This is a genomic window from Leptogranulimonas caecicola (genome assembly GCF_023168405.1).
In the GTDB taxonomy this organism is placed as follows: Bacteria; Actinomycetota; Coriobacteriia; order Coriobacteriales; family Atopobiaceae; genus Leptogranulimonas; species Leptogranulimonas caecicola.
Genome location: NZ_AP025285.1, coordinates 1,246,424 through 1,267,414, shown reverse-complemented (window position 1 = coordinate 1,267,414; position 20,991 = coordinate 1,246,424). Strand labels below are relative to the sequence as shown.

General features: G+C 59.8%; 19 protein-coding genes. All 19 read left to right on the top strand.

The annotated features are described in order from the left end of the window. Positions 1-33 precede the first annotated feature (33 nt). The 19 genes from OR601_RS05605 to OR601_RS05515 all read left to right on the top strand — a co-directional run bounded on the left by OR601_RS05605 (position 34) and on the right by OR601_RS05515 (position 20,926). Positions 34-1,479: a UDP-N-acetylmuramoyl-tripeptide--D-alanyl-D-alanine ligase gene (locus tag OR601_RS05605; RefSeq protein ID WP_265591296.1), complete on the top strand. Its 1,446-nt coding sequence runs from the start codon at positions 34-36 to the stop codon at positions 1,477-1,479. After that, positions 1,479-2,510: a phospho-N-acetylmuramoyl-pentapeptide-transferase gene (gene mraY, locus OR601_RS05600; protein WP_265591295.1), complete on the top strand. Its 1,032-nt coding sequence runs from the start codon at positions 1,479-1,481 to the stop codon at positions 2,508-2,510. The genes OR601_RS05605 and mraY overlap by 1 nt, the downstream gene beginning before the upstream one ends. A 113-nt stretch (positions 2,511-2,623) precedes the next feature. Beyond that, positions 2,624-4,057 (top strand): UDP-N-acetylmuramoyl-L-alanine--D-glutamate ligase, encoded by a 1,434-nt coding sequence (gene murD, locus OR601_RS05595; RefSeq protein ID WP_265591294.1) that lies wholly within the window; start codon positions 2,624-2,626, stop codon positions 4,055-4,057. A gap of 11 nt (positions 4,058-4,068) precedes the next feature. Next, on the top strand, positions 4,069-5,721 hold the full coding sequence (locus tag OR601_RS05590; protein ID WP_265591293.1) for an FtsW/RodA/SpoVE family cell cycle protein: 1,653 nt from the start codon (positions 4,069-4,071) through the stop codon (positions 5,719-5,721). Beyond that, positions 5,705-6,835, top strand: coding sequence for an undecaprenyldiphospho-muramoylpentapeptide beta-N-acetylglucosaminyltransferase (gene murG, locus OR601_RS05585; protein ID WP_136013131.1), 1,131 nt, complete (start codon positions 5,705-5,707; stop codon positions 6,833-6,835). Before OR601_RS05590 ends, murG begins: the two co-directional genes overlap by 17 nt. Positions 6,836-6,918: 83 nt before the next feature. Then, positions 6,919-8,331: a UDP-N-acetylmuramate--L-alanine ligase gene (gene murC / locus OR601_RS05580; RefSeq protein ID WP_265591292.1), complete on the top strand. Its 1,413-nt coding sequence runs from the start codon at positions 6,919-6,921 to the stop codon at positions 8,329-8,331. A gap of 113 nt (positions 8,332-8,444) precedes the next feature. After that, positions 8,445-9,362: a UDP-N-acetylmuramate dehydrogenase gene (murB, locus tag OR601_RS05575; RefSeq protein ID WP_136013133.1), complete on the top strand. Its 918-nt coding sequence runs from the start codon at positions 8,445-8,447 to the stop codon at positions 9,360-9,362. Between the two features lie 133 nt (positions 9,363-9,495). Beyond that, on the top strand, positions 9,496-10,554 hold the full coding sequence (locus tag OR601_RS05570) for a cell division protein FtsQ/DivIB (protein WP_265591291.1): 1,059 nt from the start codon (positions 9,496-9,498) through the stop codon (positions 10,552-10,554). Between the two features lie 307 nt (positions 10,555-10,861). Beyond that, positions 10,862-11,962, top strand: a complete 1,101-nt coding sequence (gene ftsZ, locus OR601_RS05565) for a cell division protein FtsZ (protein WP_136013135.1) — start codon at positions 10,862-10,864, stop codon at positions 11,960-11,962. After that, on the top strand, positions 11,955-12,788 hold the full coding sequence (locus OR601_RS05560; protein WP_265591290.1) for a purine nucleoside phosphorylase YfiH/LACC1 family protein: 834 nt from the start codon (positions 11,955-11,957) through the stop codon (positions 12,786-12,788). The genes ftsZ and OR601_RS05560 overlap by 8 nt, the downstream gene beginning before the upstream one ends. Further along, positions 12,725-13,615, top strand: a complete 891-nt coding sequence (locus OR601_RS05555; RefSeq protein WP_265591289.1) for a phosphate ABC transporter substrate-binding protein — start codon at positions 12,725-12,727, stop codon at positions 13,613-13,615. The genes OR601_RS05560 and OR601_RS05555 overlap by 64 nt, the downstream gene beginning before the upstream one ends. A 4-nt stretch (positions 13,616-13,619) precedes the next feature. Further along, on the top strand, positions 13,620-15,584 hold the full coding sequence (gene pstC, locus OR601_RS05550) for a phosphate ABC transporter permease subunit PstC (RefSeq protein WP_265591288.1): 1,965 nt from the start codon (positions 13,620-13,622) through the stop codon (positions 15,582-15,584). A gap of 3 nt (positions 15,585-15,587) precedes the next feature. After that, the gene (gene pstB, locus OR601_RS05545; RefSeq protein ID WP_136013137.1) at positions 15,588-16,391 is read left to right on the top strand and encodes a phosphate ABC transporter ATP-binding protein PstB; all 804 of its coding nucleotides are present in this window, start codon (positions 15,588-15,590) and stop codon (positions 16,389-16,391) included. Positions 16,392-16,511: 120 nt separating this feature from the next. Beyond that, positions 16,512-17,420, top strand: coding sequence for a phosphate signaling complex PhoU family protein (locus tag OR601_RS05540; RefSeq protein WP_136013138.1), 909 nt, complete (start codon positions 16,512-16,514; stop codon positions 17,418-17,420). Next, the gene (locus OR601_RS05535; RefSeq protein ID WP_265591287.1) at positions 17,417-18,172 is read left to right on the top strand and encodes a YggS family pyridoxal phosphate-dependent enzyme; all 756 of its coding nucleotides are present in this window, start codon (positions 17,417-17,419) and stop codon (positions 18,170-18,172) included. Before OR601_RS05540 ends, OR601_RS05535 begins: the two co-directional genes overlap by 4 nt. A 126-nt stretch (positions 18,173-18,298) precedes the next feature. Continuing rightward, positions 18,299-18,973 (top strand): cell division protein SepF, encoded by a 675-nt coding sequence (locus OR601_RS05530; RefSeq protein ID WP_136013139.1) that lies wholly within the window; start codon positions 18,299-18,301, stop codon positions 18,971-18,973. Positions 18,974-18,978: 5 nt separating this feature from the next. After that, positions 18,979-19,815, top strand: a complete 837-nt coding sequence (gene proC, locus OR601_RS05525; RefSeq protein ID WP_136013140.1) for a pyrroline-5-carboxylate reductase — start codon at positions 18,979-18,981, stop codon at positions 19,813-19,815. A 7-nt stretch (positions 19,816-19,822) separates the two neighbouring features. After that, positions 19,823-20,098, top strand: a complete 276-nt coding sequence (locus OR601_RS05520; RefSeq protein ID WP_136013141.1) for a YggT family protein — start codon at positions 19,823-19,825, stop codon at positions 20,096-20,098. Between the two features lie 162 nt (positions 20,099-20,260). After that, complete coding sequence (locus tag OR601_RS05515) at positions 20,261-20,926, top strand: DivIVA domain-containing protein (RefSeq protein WP_136013142.1); 666 nt, start codon at positions 20,261-20,263, stop codon at positions 20,924-20,926. Positions 20,927-20,991: the final 65 nt, after the last annotated feature.

Sequence of the window (20,991 nt, the reverse complement as noted above, 5' to 3'; positions counted from 1 at the left end):
CGCGCGCCCTTGAAAAAAGGAGTTAGAGCTCTTATGTATCGTGCTTCCGTCGAGACCATGGCATCCACCTGTGGTGCTGTCATTTTGGCAGGCGACCCCTCCCGCCAGGTCTCCGGCTTTGTGGTGGATTCGCGCCTGGTGACCCCAGGCTCTGTTTTCGTGTGCTTTCTGGGCGAGACTCAAGATGGCAATGACTACGCTCTACCAGCTATGGACTCCGGCGCAGCGTGCGTGGTAATGACTCGCGAGCCCTCAGAGGCTGAGCGCGCCAAAGCTGCCGAGAAAGACTGCTGCCTCATTCGCGCCGCACACGACGATGCCGGCGCGTTCCTTCTGGGTCTGGCCGAGCACTACCGCCTCCAGCAGGACTGGGCGGTGTTGGGAGTCACCGGTTCGGTAGGCAAGACTACCACCAAGGACCTTCTGGCCCAGGCGCTGGCCACCACCTACTGCGTGCACAAGAACGTAGGCAACTTCAACTCGGTCATCGGTGTACCTCTCACTATTCTGTCAGCTCCCGATGACACCCAGGTCTTCGTCTGCGAGATGGGCATGAACCATCCCGGCGAGATCGACGCCATTGCTCGTTGCGCGCGCCCCCAGATGGCCTGCATCACCAATATTGGCACCAGCCACATTGGCATCTTGGGAAGCCGAGAAAACATTGCCCTCGCAAAGAGCGAGGTTATCCCTTGGCTCGCGGCTGACGCTTCGCTGCCTTGCTGTGTGGATCTTGAGCCGGTGTTGGCGCTTACCTCGGGCGATGACTTCACCGCCTCCATTGGCGAGGCTGCTAAGGCTGCTGGAGTGTTGGTGGACCGCGTGGGCTTCCATCCGGACGACCGCATCTGCGCTTCTCAAGTGTCCCTCTCGCCCGAGGGCCGCCCTGCGTTCGACGTGGCTTTCTGCGGCGATCGCGTGCATCAAGAGCTCAAGCTCACCGGCCGCCAGTGCGTCATCGACGACCTTCTGGCCCTCGACCTAGCCCAGCGTGCAGGACTCACCTTGACTCAGGCAGCCTCAGGGCTTGATAGCCTGGAGCCGCAAGCCATGCGAGCTCATATCATTCAGGCTGCTCGAGGCTTCCGCATCATCGACGACACTTACAATGCCAGCCCTTCCTCATTGGCGGTGGCGGCAGACCTGCTGTGCGAGCTTTCCTGTGAAGGGCGCCGCATCGCTGTCATAGGCGAGGTGGGCGAGTTGGGTGGCGAGGCCCCGCGCCTCCATGGCCTCATGGGCGCCTACCTGGCTGCCAAGCCTATAGACATGCTGGTGCTGGTAGGCGATAAAGACGCCGATGCGATGGCAGAGGCTGCTTCTACCATGGGCTTATCGGAGGACAAGCTGGTGCGCGTCCCCACGGCCGCCGCAGCGGCTTCCATTGTGGGGCCGGTCCTTGAGGCTGGTGACTTGGTATTGGCCAAGGGCTCGCGTTTTGTGGGCCTCGACGCCTTTGTCGAGGAGGTGCGATCCTAGTGCTTGCAGTCCACGCCTATCCCACCTACACCATCCTTTTGACCTTTGGCTGTGCGGTAGTGATTTCACTGTTGTTCTTGCCGCCCTTCATCAGCTTCATGCACAACCGGGGCGTAGGGCAGCAGGTGCGTGCCGATGGCCCCAACACGCATCTGGTAAAGCAAGGCACGCCTACCATGGGGGGCGCCGCTATGTTGGCCGCCATCTTGGTGACGCTGGTGCTCTTTGGCCAATGGACCCCAGACTTGGTGCTGGCGGTCGTCGTGACCTATGCCACGGCTTTTTTGGGTTTGGCAGACGATATCGAGTCTGTCTCCCATGGCCGCTCTTTGGGCCTCACTCCTTCACAAAAGATGATCGGCCTCACGGCGATCTCTGTGGGTTTCTGCTTGGCTGCGGTGAACTGGGCAGACATTGCTCCGGTAGTGGCTTTTCCAGGCGGTCTCTCCATCGATTTGGGAGTGCTCACCACCTCTATTCCCTATGAGGGGGGCACCTTTGACATCCCCTGGCTCTACGTCGTCTTCGTCTTCCTGCTTTTGGCCGGCCTCTCTAATGCGGTAAACCTCACCGACGGCCTTGACGGCTTGGCAGCAGGCTCGGTGCTGGTGGTCATGATCTTCATGGCCATGGTGTGCTTCCGCTACAACGAGCTTCCCCTGGCTGTTTTTGCCGCGGCTGTGGGCGGCTCTTGCGTGGGCTTTCTCTGGTTCAATTGCTACCCTGCGCAGATCTTTATGGGAGACACCGGGTCTTTGGCCTTGGGCGCGGCTTTCGCAGCTTTGGCGGTGCTTACCAAGACCGAGGTCACCTCCCTCATCATGGGTGGCTTGTTCATTTGCGAAGCCCTCTCGGTGATGATTCAGGTGGCCAGCTTCAAGGCCACCGGCAAGCGCGTCTTTCTAATGGCGCCCCTGCACCACCATTTCGAGAAGAAAGGGTGGAGCGAGACCAAAGTGGTGATTCGCTTCTGGATCATTTCGGCCGCGTTTGCTGCCTTGGGCTTTGCTCTCTACTTCCAATTGGGTTAAGCCTCCTTTTGCGTGCGCGCCCATAGGTTCTTTTGCTTGTCCCACTTACCAGAGCCCCTGCCCTTATGACCTTTGAAGGCCCGCGAGGCTCTGGTGCTATGAAAGGGTGTTTCATGAACGCCATCGCTCCTTTAGGACCCACTGCTGTTCCCATCTCCCCCTATTTGGGTGACGTTTGTGTATTGGGGTTAGGTGCCACAGGCCGTGCTGTAGCCACCTATCTGCTGGAGCTGGGGCCCACGCGAGTGCGTTCAGTCACGGTGGTGGGAGGCAAAAAGTCCCAGGAAGGCCCTCTGGCTCAAGAGCTTCGCGATGCAGGAGCCTGCGTGCTGGTAGGCACAGAAGATCTTCTCGGCACCTATGATTTGGCGTTGGTGAGCCCGGGCATCTCGGAGTTCTCTGACTTTTTCGCCAACGCCAAGGCCCATGCCCATGAGGTCATAGGGGAGCCGGAGTTTGCCTGGCGGGAGAGTCCGGAGCGCTGGATTGGCATTACTGGCACCAACGGCAAGACCACTACCACGTCGCTTGCCTGCGAGCTGCTCAAGAGCTCGGGCATTGGCGCTGTGGCGGTCGGAAACATTGGCACCAATGTAGTGACCCAAATCGCCGAGCGCGATCCTCAAACTTGGTTTGTGGCAGAGCTTTCCAGCTTCCAGCTGGCTACTACCTCCAAGCTGCATCCTCGAGTGGCGTGCCTGCTCAACGTCACCCCAGACCACGGCGAGTGGCATAAAACCTTTGAGAACTACCTGGCTGCCAAAGAGAAGATCTTTGCCAATCTGGACGAGGGAGACCTGGCCATTTTGGATGTGGACGATCCTCACTGCGCTGCTCTCGCTCGCCAGCTGGATGATCGCGGATTGGTGGTATGCCGGGTGTCGGCATCTCAGATTCCCGATTCGCCCTGCCGCGCCTATGTGGACGACGGGCTTTTGGTGGTAGAGCTTATCGGCGAGCGCTATGAGCTCGTGGCCGTCTCAGACCTGCGTATCGAGGGCCCTCACAACGTGGCCAACGGGTTGGCAGCCTCTGCGGCAGCGCTCTTTGCAGGGGCTTCTGTCAAGGGCGTGCGCCAAGGGCTCAAGGCCTTCGCCCCGCTGGAGCATCGCATCGAGCCGGTGGCTACCATCGACGGGGTGCGCTACATCAACGATTCCAAAGCCACCAATACCGATGCGGTAGTGACGGCCCTCAGGGCTTTCGAGCCGGGCAGGGTGATCCTTTTGGCGGGCGGCCATGACAAGGGCGGCCAGCTGGATGAGTTTGTGGATGCCATCAAAGCTAGCTGCAAGGCAACGGTCACCTACGGGGAGGCCTCCGACCGTTTCTTCGAGGCGCTCTCAGGCCAGGGTTTGGCTACGCTTCTGCAGGCCCCCCACATGGCCGAGGCTCTTACGATTGCCAAGAATCTTGCCGTTCCTGGCGATGTGGTGCTCTTATCTCCTGCCTGCTCTTCCTACGATGAGTTTTCCGGCTTCGAGGAGCGCGGACGCCGCTTCAAAGAGCTGGTGTTAACACTTGACCTAGACCAGCCTGGCCACTAGACAGGATGCCCATGACCTCACGGAGCAACGTTTCTTCACAACCCCAAGAATCCAGACGCCGCACTCCGGCCCCAAACGGGCTTCTGGGGCGCATCGGCGCCTGGCTCGACGATGCCGATCGTCGCATCCTGGGCGTCCCTGCGCGCATCATGGAGCCACGACTCTTCTTCATCCTTGCGGTGGTGGGGCTGGTGGCCTTAGGCCTAGTGATGGTCTATTCGGCCTCATCCATCAAAGGCCTGCTCTCAGACGGCGAAAACCCTTCCGCATTCTTTAACACCCAGCTCAGAAGCTGTGTGTTGGGAGTAGTGTTCTGCGTCGTTCTGGCCAAGCTGGATTACCGCAAATTGATGGGCGGCTGGCCCCTCTATGTGCTCTGTCTGTTGAGCGTAGGCCTTCTTTTGGGCGTGCATCTCTTTGGCCTGGACTCCCATGGCGCCACCCGCTGGATCCGCCTGGGACCCATATCCTTCCAGCCCTCGGAGTTCGCCAAAATCTATGTGGTGGCCGCCGCCGCAGCCATCTTCGCCCAGTTCTGGGGCGATCAGGCCCATTGGGACTTCAAGGACTTCGCCTGGAAGGGCGGCCTCATGGTGGCGCTGCCTTTAGCCCTTATTCTCTTCCAGCCCGATAAGGGCACTACCTTGGTTCTTGGCCTGGTAATCCTTAGCCTGGCCCTAATGGCGGGCGTCCCTACCCGGCTGGTGATGGGGATAGCGGCGATCTGCGCAGTAGGTTATTTAGCGCTGTCGCTCAAAGATGACTACTCCCGCCAGCGCCTGCTGGTGATGTTTGACCCTTGGGCCGACAGCAACAAGACCGGTTATCAGCTCACGCAGGGCTTCTATGGCTTTGGATCCGGCGGCCTTCTGGGCGTAGGGCTCGGTTTGGGACGCCAGAAGTACGGCTACCTTCCCGAGGCCCACAATGACATGGTCTTCGCCGTCATCGGCGAGGAGCTGGGCTTGGTGGGCTGCCTGGTGGTCTTCGTGCTCTTTGGGATGCTGCTGGTGGCTGGCCTGCGCATCGCCAAGCAGGCTCCCGACCTCATGGGCACCCTCTTGGCCTCGGGCATCACACTGCTCATCTTTTACTCCATGGTGCTCAACGTGGCGGGCGTCATAGGAATCTTTCCTCAATCGGGCAAGGCCTTGCCCTTCATCTCCTATGGCGGCACCGCTCTTATGGCCGCACTCATGCAGGTAGGCGTGATCTTATCGGTATCCTTCCACAGCCGTCTGCCCGAAACCGTTCACGATCAGCGCCGCCGCTCTCTTAAGGTGGCCGCGGGGGCTTCCAGGCGCGCCTCGGGCGTGGAGGGCTCAACCGCAGGAGAGGCCCAGCCTCGTTCGTTGCGCCTGGTGGAGGGAGGCTCTTCTCGGCAAGGGTCTGAAGCGCGCCCCCAGAACACCTTGGGACCTGGGCGGGGCTCTGCTGCGTCTGCTGCCGAGAAGCGCCCTTCGGCCAAAAGGGTGACCTCTTCATCCTTGGCGCCAAAACCTCGCCCTCGTCGAAGCTCTGGCGGCTGGGAACGCATAGACTTGGGTCCAAGCTCCACAGAACGGCTGAGACCTCGCTCTGGTCCCCAGGTAAGGGAACGCGGGGGATCGGGACGGGGGAGCCAAAAAGATCCAAACAGGAGGAATCATGGCAGACACTCTTGAGGTAGCCATTGCTGCCGGTGGGACTGCAGGACATATCAACCCGGCACTGGCTCTGGCAGAAGAGCTGAGGGACCGTGGCCATCATGTGACCTTTTTTGGCCAGTCTGCCAAGCTCGAGGGCACTTTGGTACCTCAGGCAGGCTTCGATTTCGTGCCCATCAAGGTCTCGGGCTTCGACCGTTCCCGTCCCTGGACGGCCCTGAGCGCTCTGGGGCGCATGGCTTCGGCCCGTCATGAGGTGAGCCGCCACTTTGCCATGGCAGGCGCTCCCGATGTGGCCGTGGGCTTTGGCGCCTATGTGGAGATGCCCCTGTTGTCTTGGTGCACCGGCCACGGGGTGCCGGTGATGCTGCACGAGCAAAACTCGGTGCCGGGTCTCGCGAACAAGACGCTGGCCTCGAAGGCCTCGGTGGTCGCTGCGGCCTTGCCTCAGGCCACTCACGCCCTGGCGGCTCATGCAGGAGCAGGCACCTCCATCGTGGTGACGGGAAACCCCGTGAGACGCTCGGTGATCGATGGCGACGGAGCCAAAGGCCGCGCCTCTCTGGACATTCCTGAAGACGCCACATTGCTGCTGGTGTTTGGCGGCTCTCTGGGAGCCGCTTCCATCAACGAGGCCATGGAACGGGTGCGCCCAAGCTTGATGGCGCGCGAGAATCTCCATGTGGTGCATTCTACCGGTCGCGACGGCTATGAGCAGGTGGTCTCCACCCTCAACCTCACTCCATCGGAGCAGCAGCGCTACCACGCGGTGCCCTATATTGAGAACATGGGCGACCTGCTGGCTGCCGCTGACCTAGTGGTCTCCCGGGCGGGCGCCTCTTCTATCGCTGAGATCTCTGCTGCGGCGGTGCCCTCCATCTTGGTGCCCTATCCCTTTGCCACCGCAGACCACCAAACGGTCAATGCACAGTTTTTGGTGGGCGCCAAGGCGGCCAAGCTGGTGACAGATGACGAGCTTTCCGGCGCTGCCTTTGACGATGTGCTCTTTGACCTGCTGGATCATCCTCAGGCGCGGGAGGCTATGCACAAGGCTGCAGCCGACCTGGCCCAAGATAGAGCCGCTCAGCGTTTAGCTGATGAGACGGAGAAACTGGGTAAACGCGGCCATTAGGGCTCGAAGAAGGTAGAGTCAAAGGCAATACTGCGCCAAAAGCCTTAGGCATTGGCAGAGATTAGCAACTAAGGAGCTTTTTTATGGCAGACACGAGCTTGCCCTTTAACCACGCCCATTTTGTAGGCATTGGCGGCGCTGGCATGAGCGGCATTGCCAAGGTATTGCACGAGCGCGGCTGCCAGGTGACCGGCTCAGACCTTAAAGAGTCGCGCTATGTGCGTGACCTGCGCCGCTCGGGCGTAGAGGTGGCCATTGGCCATGAGGCGGCCACCATCGACAGCCAAGAGCCTGACGTCATCGTGACCTCCACCGCCATCCCCGATACCAACCCTGAGGTTGTCCGTGCCAAGGAGCTCAACATCCCCATTTGGCCTAGGGCCAAGATGCTGGCAGCCCTGGGCGCAGGCCGCAGAACCGTGGCGGTAGCAGGTACTCATGGCAAGACCACTACTTCTTCTATGGTGGCCACCATGTTGGACGCCATGGGCTTAGACCCCTCCTTCCTCATCGGCGGCATCGTGGAAGGCTATCACACCAACGGCCGCAACGGCGAAGGCGATCTCTATGTGGCAGAGGCTGACGAGTCCGATGCTTCCTTCCTTCTGTTGGATCCCTCCATTGTGGTGGTCACCAATATCGAGGCAGACCATCTGGACCACTACGGCTCTCTGGAGGCCATCGAGGAGACCTTCTCCCAGTTCATGAGCTCGGTGGGCCCTGATGGCACGGTTATCGTGTGCGGTGAGAACCCCCATGTGCCCGAGCTGGCGTACCAAACCGGTCGCACGACCCTCACTTATGGCTTCGGTGGCCAAAACGACATCGTCTGCGCCCCTCGCGCCCAGACTCATAAGCTGGCAAGCACTGTAGATGTCACCCTGCCCAACGGCCAGGTGGTCACCGTCACCATCAAGAGCAACCCCGGCGCTCACAACCAGCTCAACGCCACTGCTGCCATTGCGGTGGCGTGGGCTTTGGGTCTTGATTGCGCCAAGGCAGCAGAGGCGCTCTCCACCTTCTCCGGCGTTCGCCGCCGCTTTACCCATGTGGGGGATATCGATAACATCTGCGTGGTGGATGACTATGGCCACCATCCCACTGAGGTCGAGGCTACTCTCAAGGCTGCAGCGGGTTTGGACTTCGATCGCGTGGTTGTAGCCTTCCAGCCCCACCGCTATAGCCGCACCCAGGCTTTGGCCTCTCAATTTGGCCAGGCGTTTTCCAATGCAGACGTCCTTTTGGTAATGGATGTCTTCTCGGCAGGGGAGATGCCTATTCCCGGCATCTCTGGCAAGACTGTGGCCACTGCAGTGGAGGAGTCGGGCCAGGTGGGCGAGGTCCGCTACGTGGCGGGCCGCAGCGACATCGTGCCTGCCTTGATGGAGGTAGTGCGTCCAGGTGACCTGGTGATCACCATGGGTGCAGGTGACGTCACCATGGTAGGCCCGGAATTCATCGAGGCCATGCAGGAGCGCGATGCCTCCTCTGAGTAATCGCTAGGATTGTTTATGAGCTGAGGTACCTCCCGGGCATCCAGGTGCTTAAGGTGCCTCAGCTTTTCTGTGAGAATAAGGACCAGCAGCTATCGGAGCCTTGAGGGAGCCTCATGAGCCTTTTTAATGCCTATATGGCGCTCTCGGGCGCCTACGATGCAGAGATCATCAAGGATGAGCGCCTTTCTCGGCGCACGTCCCTTCGTGTGGGCGGCCCCGCGGCTTTGGTGGCCAAGGTGCATAGTTATCCGTCGTTGGCCCGCGTGCTTACCACTCTTCAAGAGGAATCGGTTCCTTGGGTGGTGCTGGGCAAAGGCACCAACATCATCGCAGCCGACGGAGGCTACGATGGCTGCGTGCTATTGCTGGGACGTGAGTTCTCTCGCATCGCGGTGGACGAAGAGGCTTCGGTGATGCATGTGGGTGCCGGCGCGCTCACCGCCCAGGCGGTCAACGTGGCGCTCCAATGCGAGCTCTCGGGCATCGAGATGCTGGCAGGGATACCTGGCACATTGGGAGGCGCGGTTTCTCAAAATGCCGGATCGCGCCATCAGTGGATTGGCTCCTGTGTGCGAGGGGTGGTGTGCCACGTGCCGGGCCAGGGGCTTTGCAGGCTGGACGGCCATGACATCGAGTGGGGCTATCGCACCTCCTCGATCCCGGCAACGTCCATCTTGCTTGAGGTGGAGCTCGCTCTGGATCCTTCCACCAAAGCCCAGGTGTCCGAGCGTATAGACCGCAGGCTCTATCGTCGCAAGATGCAGCAGCCCATGGGAGTTGCCACCTGTGGCGGCATCTTTTGCGATACCGCCCACGACAGCGCTGCAAACCTCATAGGTCGCGCAGGACTTAAAGGGAAGCGCTTCGGTGCCGCTCTCATCTCGGAGGCCTATCCCAACCACATCGTCAACGAAGGCGGGGCTTCTGCCCAAGACGTATTGCGACTCATCGACGAGATGCAAACCCAGGTAAAGGAGGGATCCGGTGTCACGCTCAGACCGCAGGTCAAGTTCCTCGGGTTCTCGTCCTAGGACCTCCTCTTCCTCCCCCCGCAGGGCCACGCGCCGTCCTTCACGGCCGGCTTCCCCCAAAGCTTCGAGCCTCAACTCTTCGAGGCCGCCCCGTCCTTTGCGGGCTGCGGGCACTTCTCGGGAGACTAAACGAGTGGGTCATCTCTCGGTAGCGGGACTAGGCCTTACCGATCAGAGCAAATCCCAGCGGGCTCTGCCACGTCCTTTGCTTTGGGCCTTGGTGGCGCTTGTGGCAGTGGGCGTTATTATCGGCGGCCTGTTCGCGCTGAGCCTCACTCCCATCTTGCCGGTGCAGCAGATAAACGCCGAGGCCACCAATCATTTGACTCAGGAGAACATCCTCAAGTTGGCAGCGGTGCCAGATAACGCCACGCTGCTTAATGTGGACACTGCCAAGATCGAGGAGAACCTGGTAAAAAACCCCTGGGTAAAGTCGGTGCATGTGAGCCGGAAGTTCCCCGGAGAGCTCACCATCTCTGTGGAGGAGCGTCAAGTCTTTGCCATCGTCACCATTCCCTCAGGCAACAGCGCCTGGTACTTGAGCGAGGACGGCGCTTGGATCGAGCCTATGCCCGCTCAGGCGCTGGACGGGGGAGACCTGGTACAGGTGGCGCTGGCGCAGGCTAAAGAAGACGGCTGTCTGCTCATCCGCGATACGCCTTCTACGGTGGATCCTAAGGCTGGCGCCAAAACCACCGATGCCCCCATATTGGACTGCATCCAATACCAGACTACCTTCTCTCAAGGCCTGGCCTCGCAGATCGTGTCCTATTCCGCTGCGAGCGAGGAAGCCATCTCCTGTGTGCTTTCCTCTGGGTTGGAGATCTCGCTCGGGGCTCCCAATCAGATCTCTTCCAAAGAGGCGGTTATCAATGAGCTCATGGGCGCCCATCCCAACCAGCTCACCTACATCAACGTGCGAAATCCCGCAAAGCCCAGCTATCGTCAGATCTCCAGCTCGTCTGTGGGTGCAGGCACAGGAGTGGTCGCCAGCAACGATGGAGCGGCTGCGCAAGGCCAAGAGGCTGCAGCATCCGGCCAGCCAGCTCAAGGCCAAGGGGCGTCGGGGAGCCAAAGCGGCTCTGAGGGAGCCCAGGGTTCTGAAGGCTCAGGCTCAAGCCAAGGGAATGGCGGTTCAGAACCTACTGGAGGCTCCGACAGCCAAAACCCTCAGGACCAAACTACATCCTAGGGTTTCTTACAGCTGCTAAGTTTAAGCTTCAAGAATAGGTTGAAGGTTGCAAAGCAGCCCTTGTGAGCTGGGGCGTTCATGGATTCGTCAAAGGGGTTGACGCTCTCCTTTGCTTTGTGCCACTATTAGACGATTTAGATGGTTTATAGACGTCTACTTGAGCTTGAGGGTTTTCAAGGGGCGCTCTTCCATAAGCCACCATCGGCGCGGACTCAACGTCCACACCACCCCAAGGCGTCTTGCGATGCCTTACCACTATCAACGCAGCACCAAGCATCGGGTTGGGACCGAGCCCCGAGGAGGAACTATGAACGACACCGACGCGCCCAATAACTACCTCGCCGTAATCAAGGTTGTAGGCGTGGGCGGTGGCGGCACCAATGCCGTTAACCGCATGATCGAGGAGGGCATTCGCGGCGTCGAGTTTGTCGCCATCAATACCGATGCCCAGGCACTGGCACTCTCTGATGCAGACATCAAGGTGCATATCGGCACCGATCTCACCAAGGGTCTCGGCGCCGGTGCCAACCCTGAGGTTGGCCAGCAGGCGGCAGAGGACTCTCGCGACGAGATCAAGGCTGCATTGGCAGGCTCCGACATGGTGTTCATCACTGCCGGCGAGGGCGGCGGTACGGGTACCGGCGCTGCCCCCGTGGTGGCAGACATCGCCAAGAACGACATCAAGGCGCTCACTGTGGCCGTAGTCACCCGTCCCTTCACCTTCGAGGGCCGCAAGCGCAGCCAGCAGGCAGTGAACGGCGTGGATACGCTGGCAGAGAACGTGGACACCCTCATCGTGATCCCTAACGATCGCCTTTTGGACATCGCCGAGAAGAAGACCACCATGCTTGAGGCCTTCCGCTTGGCAGACGACGTGCTTTGCCAGGGCACTCAGGGCATCACCGATCTCATCACCGTTCCCGGCCTCATCAACCTGGACTTTGCAGACGTCTGCACCATCATGCGCGGTGCTGGCACTGCCATGATGGGCATCGGCATCGCCTCTGGTGACTCCCGCGCCTCTGACGCCGCTCAAGAGGCCATTTCCAGCCGCCTTCTGGAGAGCTCGGTGGATGGCGCCACTCGTGTGCTCCTTTCCATTGCTGGCAACAAGGACCTGGGCATTCAGGAGATCAACGACGCCGCGGAGGTCATCTCTCAAAACGTCGATCCCGATGCCAACATCATCTTTGGTACCGTTATCGATGAGAGCCTGGGCGATCAGGTGCGCGTCACCGTCATCGCTACCGGCTTCAACGACGGCTCCGTCCAGCCCCAGCTTTCCATGGGCTCCTTTGGCGCTTCCCCCAAGCCCCACACCCCAGCGCCGGCTCCAAAGCCTGCCTCCTCGGGCTTTGCAGACAAAGAGTTTGATATTCCCGATTTCTTGAGGCGCTCTCGTGGCTAAGGCGCAAGCCTCCTTTGAGACTAAGACTTGTAATGGCGTGACCCTGAATGGCGGTTTTCACCGCGCGGACGGTGTCACGTTCGCGTTTACAGAGAGAAATGGGGGAGTCTCTGCTGCGCCATTCGCCTCTCTCAACTTGGGCGATGCGGTAGGCGATGATCCGGGTTGCGTGACCGAGAACCGCCATCGCGTGCTCTGTGCGATGGGCGCTCAGGCTGCCGAGAAGAACCTTGTGGTGCCCAAGCAGGTTCATGGGGACCATTTGGTAGAAATCACTTCAAATGCGCCTGAGGCCATCTGTGCCGCTAGGGTCGAGGCTCGTGCAGGCGCTGATGGCATTCTGTGCACCGCCGCAGATGTTCCGGTGCTTCTGTGCTTTGCCGACTGCGTTCCCGTTGTGCTCTGTGTTCAAGATGGATTTGCAGTGGTGCATTCTGGATGGAAAGGCACGTTTGCTTCTATCGCTGCCAAAGCGGCGGTGCGGCTCTGCGAGCTCAAAGGGTATACAACCTCTCAAGTGGAAGCCTTTATTGGTCCCCATATTGCAGGTTGTGACTATGAGGTGTCGGAGGAACTACTTAATCGGTTCGAAACAAGCTTTGGTAGCATGGTCAAGGTTGATGACAGGCACCTGTCTTTAGCCGCTGCTATCGAACAATCGCTTACGAGTGCAGGGGTTATGCCGTGCAACATACACAACATCGGGATTTCCACACCGGCTCACACAGACCGGTTTTTCTCCTATCGGAAAGAGCGGGGTCTGTGCGGCCGTCACGGCGCCGTTGCCTGGATGGCGCCCGCCACGCCTTTGTCCCAGGGTTGCTAAGCGTTCTGGTGGCCTTGGCGGTGCTTCTCGGCAGCACGGGATGCGCCGGCTCTGGAGCCTCGGTCGGTGAGCTCACGGTGGCGGGTTCCACCACCGTCATGCCCATCGCAGAGATCGCCGCAGAGCAGTTTACCGAGCATACGGGTATCCACGTGCTGGTGAGTGGCTTGGGCTCGTCGGCGGGCATCGAAAGCGTGCTCAACGGTACGGCAGATATCGCCACTTCCAGCCGCGACCTCACAGAGGCCGAGAAGAGCACCGGCGAGCTGGTCACCACAGAGATCGCTACTGACGGCATCGCAGTGATTGTGAACACACAAAACCGTGTGGCCAACGTCACCATGGATCAGCTGCGGGCCATCTATGCCGGTCAGATCACCAACTGGAAAGAGCTGGGCGGAGAGGACCTGCCAATCTTGGTGGTCAATCGCGACGAGGCCTCGGGTACTCGTGAGGCCTTCAAGACCATCGTCATGGGCGACACGCGCTTCGACCCTGCTGCGGCAGTGCTGCCTGGTACCGGTCAGGTGCGCGACGTGGTGAGCCGCACTCCCGGCGCCATCGGCTACATCTCGCTGGGCTTTGTGGACTCCGCCTTCACCTCTGCGAAGGTTAAGGCGCTGGCAGTCAACAGCGTCGAGCCCAGTGAGGCGGCGGTGGAGGCCGGCGCCTATCCGGTCTCCCGCTATCTGTACTTCTTCACCAAGGGCGAGCCCTCCGGCACGGCCAAGGAATACATCGCACTGGTAGTCTCTGACGAGATGGCCCAAACCATCCGCGACGCGGGCTACATCCCCATTTCTGCCGAGAGAAAGGGAGGGGAGTAGCTTCATGGCCAAAGAGAAAAAGCTGCAAAAGCCGCCCCATCTAGAAGACATCGACCCCAATACCTCGGGTGCCCATAGTCGTCAGCTTCAGTTGGTAAGCCGCTCCACTATGATCAAAGAGCGCGCGTTGGAAGCGCTGTTTTTGGCCTGTGCCTGCGTGGCGGTGCTCGCGGTGCTGCTTATCTTCGCCTTCACGCTCTACAAGGCGCTGCCTGTGCTCTCAGACATCGGCCTGCTGTCCTTCTTTGGCATGGACTGGGCGCCTTCCTCCGGGCATTACGGCATCATGGCGCTTCTGGTGGGCTCCATCATCGTCACTGCCGGCGCCTTGGTTATTGGCGTGCCTCTGGCCATTGGCTGCGCCGTCTACCTCACCGAGATCGCCAACAAGCGCCTCTCCAATATCGTCTCGACGGCGGTGGACCTGCTGGCTGGCGTACCTTCGGTCATCTATGGCTTCTTTGGCCTGGTAATCCTGCGCCCCTGGCTGGCCGACCTCACCGGAGGCTTGGGTTTTGGCGCTCTCACCGCCTGGCTGGTGCTGGCCATCATGATCGTGCCCACCATCACCACCCTCACCATGGACGCCTTGCGCTCCATCCCCATGGGCGTGCGCGAAGCGAGCTATTCCATGGGCGCCACCAAATGGCAGACCATATATAAAGTGGTGCTTCCCGCGGCCAAGCTGGGCATCGTCAATGCGGTGGTGCTGGGCATGGGCCGCGCCATCGGTGAGACTATGGCCGTGCTCATGGTGGTGGGAAACGCTCCCGTCATTCCCGAGAACATCTCCAGCCCCATCTCCACCCTCACCAGCCAGATCGCGCTCGACATGGGCTACTCCTCTGGCCTCCACCGCTCCGCTCTCTTTGGCATGGGCGTAGTGCTCTTTATCATCTCTGCTGGCTTGGTGGGCATCGTGCGCCTTATCAGCCGTCCTCGCGAGGCCAAGGTGGACACTGCCAAAGCTGTCAAAGAGCGTGCCGAGAAAGACTACCGCGCTAAAGCCACCGACTATGAGCTGGCAGAAGATGTGGCAAAAGCTCCCTCCAACCTCCCGGAGCTCGAGAAAGAACAGGAGCACTCCCGCCAGCGCATCAAGCGCCTTCTGGCCTCAGGCGCCAAACCTAAGGTTTCCAAGAATGCCACCAACGCCACCATGTTGGGCGTCTTTAGGGCCACCGGCGCCGTTACTACCGGTGTGTTGGTGCTCATCATTCTCTTTGTGCTGGTCAACGGCCTGCCCGTTATGAGCCTGGACTTCATTTTTGGCTGGCCTCAAGGCGTCAACGCAGAGGGAGGCATTTTCCCCACCATCGTCTCCTCCCTCTATGTCACAGTGCTGGCCATGCTCATCTGCACCCCCATCGCAGTGTTGGCGGCAGTCTATCTGGCTGAGTATGCCAAGCAGGGCCGTCTGGTGAACTTCATTCGCTATGCCACCGACACCTTGGCCTCGGTGCCCTCCATCGTTATGGGCCTCTTTGGCTTCGCCCTCTTTGTGGAGGCCTTTGGCTTTGGCCTCTCCATGCTCTCCGCCGCTCTGGCGCTGGCCCTCATGATGCTGCCTATCGTCATGCGCACCACCGAGGAAGCCATCCGCGCAGTGCCTCGCTACATCCGTTGGGGCGCCTATGGCCTGGGAGCTACCAAATGGCAGGTAGTAAGCCGAGTGGTGCTTCCCTCCGCGTTCCCCCGCATTGCCACAGGCATCGTGTTGGCCATCGGCCGCGCCGTGGGCGAGACGGCGGTAGTGCTTTATACCATGGGCCAGGCCATCAACCTGCCCATCACACCCATGGATTCCGGCCGCCCCATGACCATCCATCTGTACCTGCTCGCTAACGACGGCATTAACATGCAGGCTGCCTACGGCACCGCCCTGCTGCTCATGCTCATGATCCTCGCGTTTAACCTCTTCGCACGCTATCTGTCGCGCAAGAGTGCGAAAAAGACCGGAGGTAAATAGCCCATGACCGAGTATCGCGACGCCCCCAAGAACGAGAAGACCGGCATCCATGTGGCGGACTTCGACTTTTGGTACGGCAGCTTCCATGCCTTGACAGGCGTAACCATGGATATCGCCCAAAACAAGATCACATCGTTCATCGGCCCCTCGGGCTGCGGCAAGTCCACCTTCCTGCGCTGCATAAACCGCATGAACGACCTCATCGAAGGAACACGCACCCAAGGCACCATGGAGCTGGACGGCAACGACATCTACGGTCCCGGGGTCGACCCTGTGGACCTGCGCCGCCGCGTGGGCATGATCTTCCAGCAGCCCAACCCCTTCCCCAAGTCCATCTACGATAACGTGGCCTTTGGCCCCAGGCTCCAGGGCGTGACCTCCAAGAGCGATCTCGATGGTATCGTCGAGGAGTCGTTGAAGCGCGCCAACCTCTGGAAGGAAGTCTCCAACCAGCTCAACAAGAACGGCCTGGCGCTCTCCGGCGGCCAGCAGCAGCGTCTCTGCATCGCCCGTGTGCTGGCAGTGCAACCCGACGTCTTGCTCATGGACGAGCCCTGCAGCGCCATCGACCCCACCTCGGTCCAAAAGGTCGAGGACCTCATGTACGAGCTCGCTCCCGAGATGACCATCATCATCGTCACCCACAACATGCAGCAGGCCGCCCGCGTCTCCGATTACATGGCCTTCTTCCTGCAAGAGCATGCCGGCGAGCCCGCCACCCTCATCGAGTACGGCGTTACCAGCGAAATCTTCTCCTCTCCGCGCGACCAGCGCACCGAGGACTACATCACCGGCCGCTTTGGCTAAGCCCCGCGCTTGGCTGGTCGGGGATCCGCACCGCCCTCCCTGCCGAGAAACCCCTCCCTTCCTTTGAGGAAGCCTTTCTCGGCAGCGACTCCTGCACCTCCCACAAGAAAGGATCTCTAGATGAGAGAGCAATTTGACAAGCAGCTCGCCCGTCTCCGCCAGGAGCTGGTCGCCATTTACACAGAGATCGATCTTCAGCTCCACAAGGCGGTGGATTCGCTGGTGGAGGGCGACAAGGCCAAGGCGCGAGAGGTGAAAAAAGCTACCCGCGCCATCGACAGCCGCTGCGCGGATCTGGAGGATCGCGCCTATAACCTCATCGTGCTGCAAAACCCGGTGGCCTCAGATATGCGCCTCTTGCAGTTTGTGATCTATGTCAATTTCAACCTGGCTCGCATGAGCAACCATGTGCGCAACATCGCCAAGACCACCAAGCGCTGCGTCGGCCGCGAGATTCCCCGCCAAATGCTGGACCTTCTGGCCAGCCAGGCCCATCTGGTCTATCGCGTGCTGGGAACCACCGTCGAGGCCATCGTGGACAACGACATCGCCGAGGCCGCAGAGCTCCCTGAGTTCGACCGCCCGGTGGACGACCTCTACAAGAGCTTCTATTCCAGCTTCTCGCACCTGGGCCCCGACGACGACATCGATGCTGTGAGCCGCGTCATGATGGCCGCGCGCATGCTGGAGCGCATCTCCGACAACTCTGTAGAGGTGGGCGAGCGTCTGGTTTTCTTGCTCACCGGCAGCCGCGCAGAGCTTGCGGTGCTGGCAGACATGGACGAGGAAGAGCTGGAAGACCTTTATGCCTCCCAGAATGCCGCCTTCACCATGGGTGCAGACAAGATTGAGACCGTGGTAAACCAGATTCCCGAGATCGAGGTGGGCACCTCCACCAACCCCATCCTCGACGATGAGGAGATCGCCGGAAACCTGGCCCAGGCATTGGAGATGGCTGCCAACGCTGCCGCCCGTGCCAAAGAAGAGAAGGCTCGCCGCAAATCCCAGAAAGCCGATGATGCTTCATGACACCCAGTTCCACGTCCGCGATCTCGATGGATCCCAACAGTTATAAAGAGTTTTTGGCCCAGCGTCGTCAAGAGATCATCCAGAAGGTACACGATGCCTGCCAGCGCTCGGGTCGCAGCGCCGAGGATGTGGACATCTATGCCGTATCCAAGACCGTAGGTGTCTCTCAGGTGATCCAGGCCATGGAGGCAGGTTACACCCACTTTGCCGAGAACCGCCCCCAGGAGCTGGTGCGCAAACTCTCCGAGTTCCAAGAGCAGGGCATTACCCCGCCGCCCTTCGACATGATCGGCAACCTGCAAAAGAACAAGATCAATGCGGTGCTGGGGACTGCTGCGCGCATCCAGTCGGTGAGCTCGGTGCATCTGGCAGAGGCCATTAGCGCCCGTGCTACCGAGAAAAACCTCGTCGTACCTGTGCTCTTTGAGGTCAATGTGAGCGGCGAGTCCACTAAGAGCGGCTTTGCTCCAGAGGAGCTGGCTCAGTGGATGGAGCGCCTGTTAGATTTGGAAGGCATCGAGCCTCAGGGCCTCATGACCATGGCGCCTGCCCATGAGCCCGCAGAGGATCGTGTGACCTTCCGCGGTTTAAGGGAGCTTCGTGATAGTCTTGAAACTAACACTGCAGCTTCGCTGCCGGTTCTGTCCTGTGGCATGAGCGACGACTTCGAGATGGCCATCGAGGAGGGCGCGACACTGGTTCGCCTAGGTCGCATCGTCTTCGATCCTCAGTACACGCCAGCGAGCGACTAGCGTCAGCAAGGGGTACTTAGGTACCCTTTCTGATACCTGTTGCTGGCACTGCTCGGTCTTCTTAGGCTGCGGGCACAGCTGTCGATCTAGAGTAAACACACCACTACCGCAGGCGAGGAGAGACTCATGAGCATTCTGGACAACCTTCGCGACCGCCTTATGGGCCAGTCGCAAAACTACAACGATTACGATGACTACGATGAGTCCTACGACGGCTATGATCAGCCCTACGACGACTACCCCGCAAACGACCATCCCACCAGCGGCGTATTGGGCAACACCTCCCGCCCTGAGGCAGAGAGCGTCTCGGTCTACACGCGTTCTGGTCGCCCGGTAGATGAGGGGGTTCCTTCTCCTTCTGCCGGGGGGTTCTCCACCTCTCAGCGCATGAGCGAGGAGAGCTGGGGCGTAGGAAGCACTCATCGCGCTCTGGATGATCGTCCCTCCACCTCGGTGTTAGGCGGCCAATCCACCGTGACTCCCGGCGACATTGGCCTTACTCCTGTGCCCCGCGTGAACTCCGGAAAGCTGCCTCCCTACGTCTTGAAGCCCACCAGCTACGATGATGTGCAGATGGTCATCCGCCGCGTGCGCACCAACCAGCCTGTGGTGCTGTCCTTCAAAAACACTCAGATCGAGATCGCCAAGCGCATTTTGGACTTCTGCTTTGGTCTCTCCTGCGGCGTCAACGGCTCGGTAGAAGAGCTGGGCGATCGCGTCTTTGTGGTGCTTCCGGCAGGCATTGAGCTTTCTCAAGCCGATCTCGACAAGCTTGTATCCGATCGAATCATCGAGGCCTAAACCCTATGACTTCTCCCTCAACTTCGAAAGCTTCCCAGGTCACCATCGCCATCCTTGGCGGCGGTTCCATGGGCTCCGCCATTGCTCGCGGTTTGGTGGCCTCTGGTCTCTGTCCTGCCAGCCATATCTCTGTGGCCGACCACAACCCCTCCAAGCTGGAAGCCCTTCGCTCCGAGGTGGGTGTCGCTATCTCGCCAAAGGCCAAAGACATCCTCGAGGCCTCTCCCGACCTGTGCATCCTGGCAGTGAAACCCCAGGTGCTCAATAACCTCATCGATGAGGTGGGGGATGCCCTTTCTGGCTCCCTTATCGTTTCGATTGCGGCAGGGGTCACCCTGGGCACCCTTCAAGAGGCGCTGGGGGAGGGAGAGCGCATCGTGCGCGTAATGCCCAATCTGCCTGTGGCAGTGCGCCAGGGCGCCTCGGCTGTGGCCCCCGGTCTCTGGGCTACCGAGAATGACGTGCAACTGTGCCTGGAGCTCTTTGGGGCCCTAGGATCTGCTGCTGCCATGACAGAAGAGCGCCTGGAAGTCGAGGGTGCGGTAGTAGGCTGCGCGCCTGCGTTCTTTGCTTTGCTGGTTGACACACTTACTCGCGCGGCTATTGATGCTGGTCTTCCGGCTGCCCAAGCCCGCGATCTTCTCAACACCACCATGGGTGGTGTATCCTCCATGCTCTCTCAATCCCAGGAGCACCCCCGCGCTTATATGGAGCGGGTGACGTCTCCTGGAGGCACTACTTCTGCAGCCCTCCATGAGCTCGAGCCCCTCATGGCCGAGGGTAGCTTTAAAGCTGTGGAGGCAGCATTGGCTCGTGCGTGCAAGCTTTCCCAAAACGGCTAGGAACCTCATGCTTCGTTTGCAACTTATTCGTGCACTCAGTACTTTTATCGACATCTACGAGTTCATTATCTTGGCTTGGTGCATCCTGTCTTGGATTCCTCGCAGGCCCGGTGGCTTTGTTGATGATCTGGCCACTGCGATCAATCGCATCGTGGCTCCCTATATGAATATCTTCAGGCGCTTTATCCCACCTTTGGGAGGCATCGACTTCTCACCCGTCATCGCCATCTTGGCGTTGGGCCTTATCCAAAATTTGGTGGTGCGCCTGCTCTTGATGTTCTAATTAGGTTGCCTCTGCAGCCCGAAAGATACCGCTTATCTCACACTTTTGCGGGTTTACCTTGCATTCTTGGCGCCCAGGGGTATCTCGAGGCTGGTCCTGAGGTAGTATTCTTTAGTTCGTATGTTCGATCACACCAGGCCATCCTCAGGAAAGGGAACCAGAATGGCAATCACACCCGCAGACATCGAGCAGCTTGCCTTTACGCCGTCCAAGCACGGTTATGACACCAAGGAGGTCGACGCCTTCTTGGAGGAGCTGGCTGTCGAGGTAGACGCTATGCTCCAAAAAATCGCAGACCTCAAGGGTCGCCTCACCGCTTCAGATCAGGCTCTTGACGCTGCTCGCTCTCAAATCGCTCAACTTCAGCAGGAGCTTCAGGAGCAGGGCCAGTCCTCCTCGCCCTCGCTTTTGGCGGTCTCTCAACCTAGTGGCTCCATGGCCTCTGAGCGCCAGATCTCCCAGGCCCTCATTGTTGCCCAGCAGGCTGCAGACCGCATGATCTCTGAGGCCCGCGACAATGCAGACAAGATCAAGAATGACGCAGATCAAAAGGCTCGCGAGGTCATCCGCCAGGCGCTGGCAGAGAAGCAAAACGAGCTGGACGAGATCGACCGTCTCAAGGCTTCTCGCGAGGAGTTCCGTACCGAGTACAAGCAGCTCCTCCAGCACTTCATGGATGATGCAGAGTCTGTCTTCCCCTCGCAGATGCTCACCACTCCTGCCGGATCTGCCCCTCGCTATGACGCTCCTGTCGCTGCAGAGTCGGTGGATGTAAACGCCACTGTCTATGCTCCTGTAGCACCGGCCAACATGGACGACCTAGACTAGTCCTGCCGTTGGGTACATCCAACGCGAAAAGGCATCTATTGGACCCCGTTTTCTTTGAGAGAGCG

What these genes read in the sequence shown, in the direction of transcription:
- murC (WP_265591292.1), top strand. Translation starts at nt 6,919, where the DNA reads ATGGCAGACACGAGCTTGCCCTTTAACCACGCCCATTTTGTAGGCATT.
- OR601_RS05530 (WP_136013139.1), top strand. Translation starts at nt 18,299, where the DNA reads ATGAGCATTCTGGACAACCTTCGCGACCGCCTTATGGGCCAGTCGCAA.
- OR601_RS05590 (WP_265591293.1), top strand. Translation starts at nt 4,069, where the DNA reads ATGACCTCACGGAGCAACGTTTCTTCACAACCCCAAGAATCCAGACGC.
- OR601_RS05520 (WP_136013141.1), top strand. Translation starts at nt 19,823, where the DNA reads ATGCTTCGTTTGCAACTTATTCGTGCACTCAGTACTTTTATCGACATC.
- proC (WP_136013140.1), top strand. Translation starts at nt 18,979, where the DNA reads ATGACTTCTCCCTCAACTTCGAAAGCTTCCCAGGTCACCATCGCCATC.
- murG (WP_136013131.1), top strand. Translation starts at nt 5,705, where the DNA reads ATGGCAGACACTCTTGAGGTAGCCATTGCTGCCGGTGGGACTGCAGGA.
- pstB (WP_136013137.1), top strand. Translation starts at nt 15,588, where the DNA reads ATGACCGAGTATCGCGACGCCCCCAAGAACGAGAAGACCGGCATCCAT.
- OR601_RS05605 (WP_265591296.1), top strand. Translation starts at nt 34, where the DNA reads ATGTATCGTGCTTCCGTCGAGACCATGGCATCCACCTGTGGTGCTGTC.
- OR601_RS05540 (WP_136013138.1), top strand. Translation starts at nt 16,512, where the DNA reads ATGAGAGAGCAATTTGACAAGCAGCTCGCCCGTCTCCGCCAGGAGCTG.
- OR601_RS05515 (WP_136013142.1), top strand. Translation starts at nt 20,261, where the DNA reads ATGGCAATCACACCCGCAGACATCGAGCAGCTTGCCTTTACGCCGTCC.
- ftsZ (WP_136013135.1), top strand. Translation starts at nt 10,862, where the DNA reads ATGAACGACACCGACGCGCCCAATAACTACCTCGCCGTAATCAAGGTT.
- murB (WP_136013133.1), top strand. Translation starts at nt 8,445, where the DNA reads ATGAGCCTTTTTAATGCCTATATGGCGCTCTCGGGCGCCTACGATGCA.
- murD (WP_265591294.1), top strand. Translation starts at nt 2,624, where the DNA reads ATGAACGCCATCGCTCCTTTAGGACCCACTGCTGTTCCCATCTCCCCC.
- OR601_RS05535 (WP_265591287.1), top strand. Translation starts at nt 17,417, where the DNA reads ATGACACCCAGTTCCACGTCCGCGATCTCGATGGATCCCAACAGTTAT.
- pstC (WP_265591288.1), top strand. Translation starts at nt 13,620, where the DNA reads ATGGCCAAAGAGAAAAAGCTGCAAAAGCCGCCCCATCTAGAAGACATC.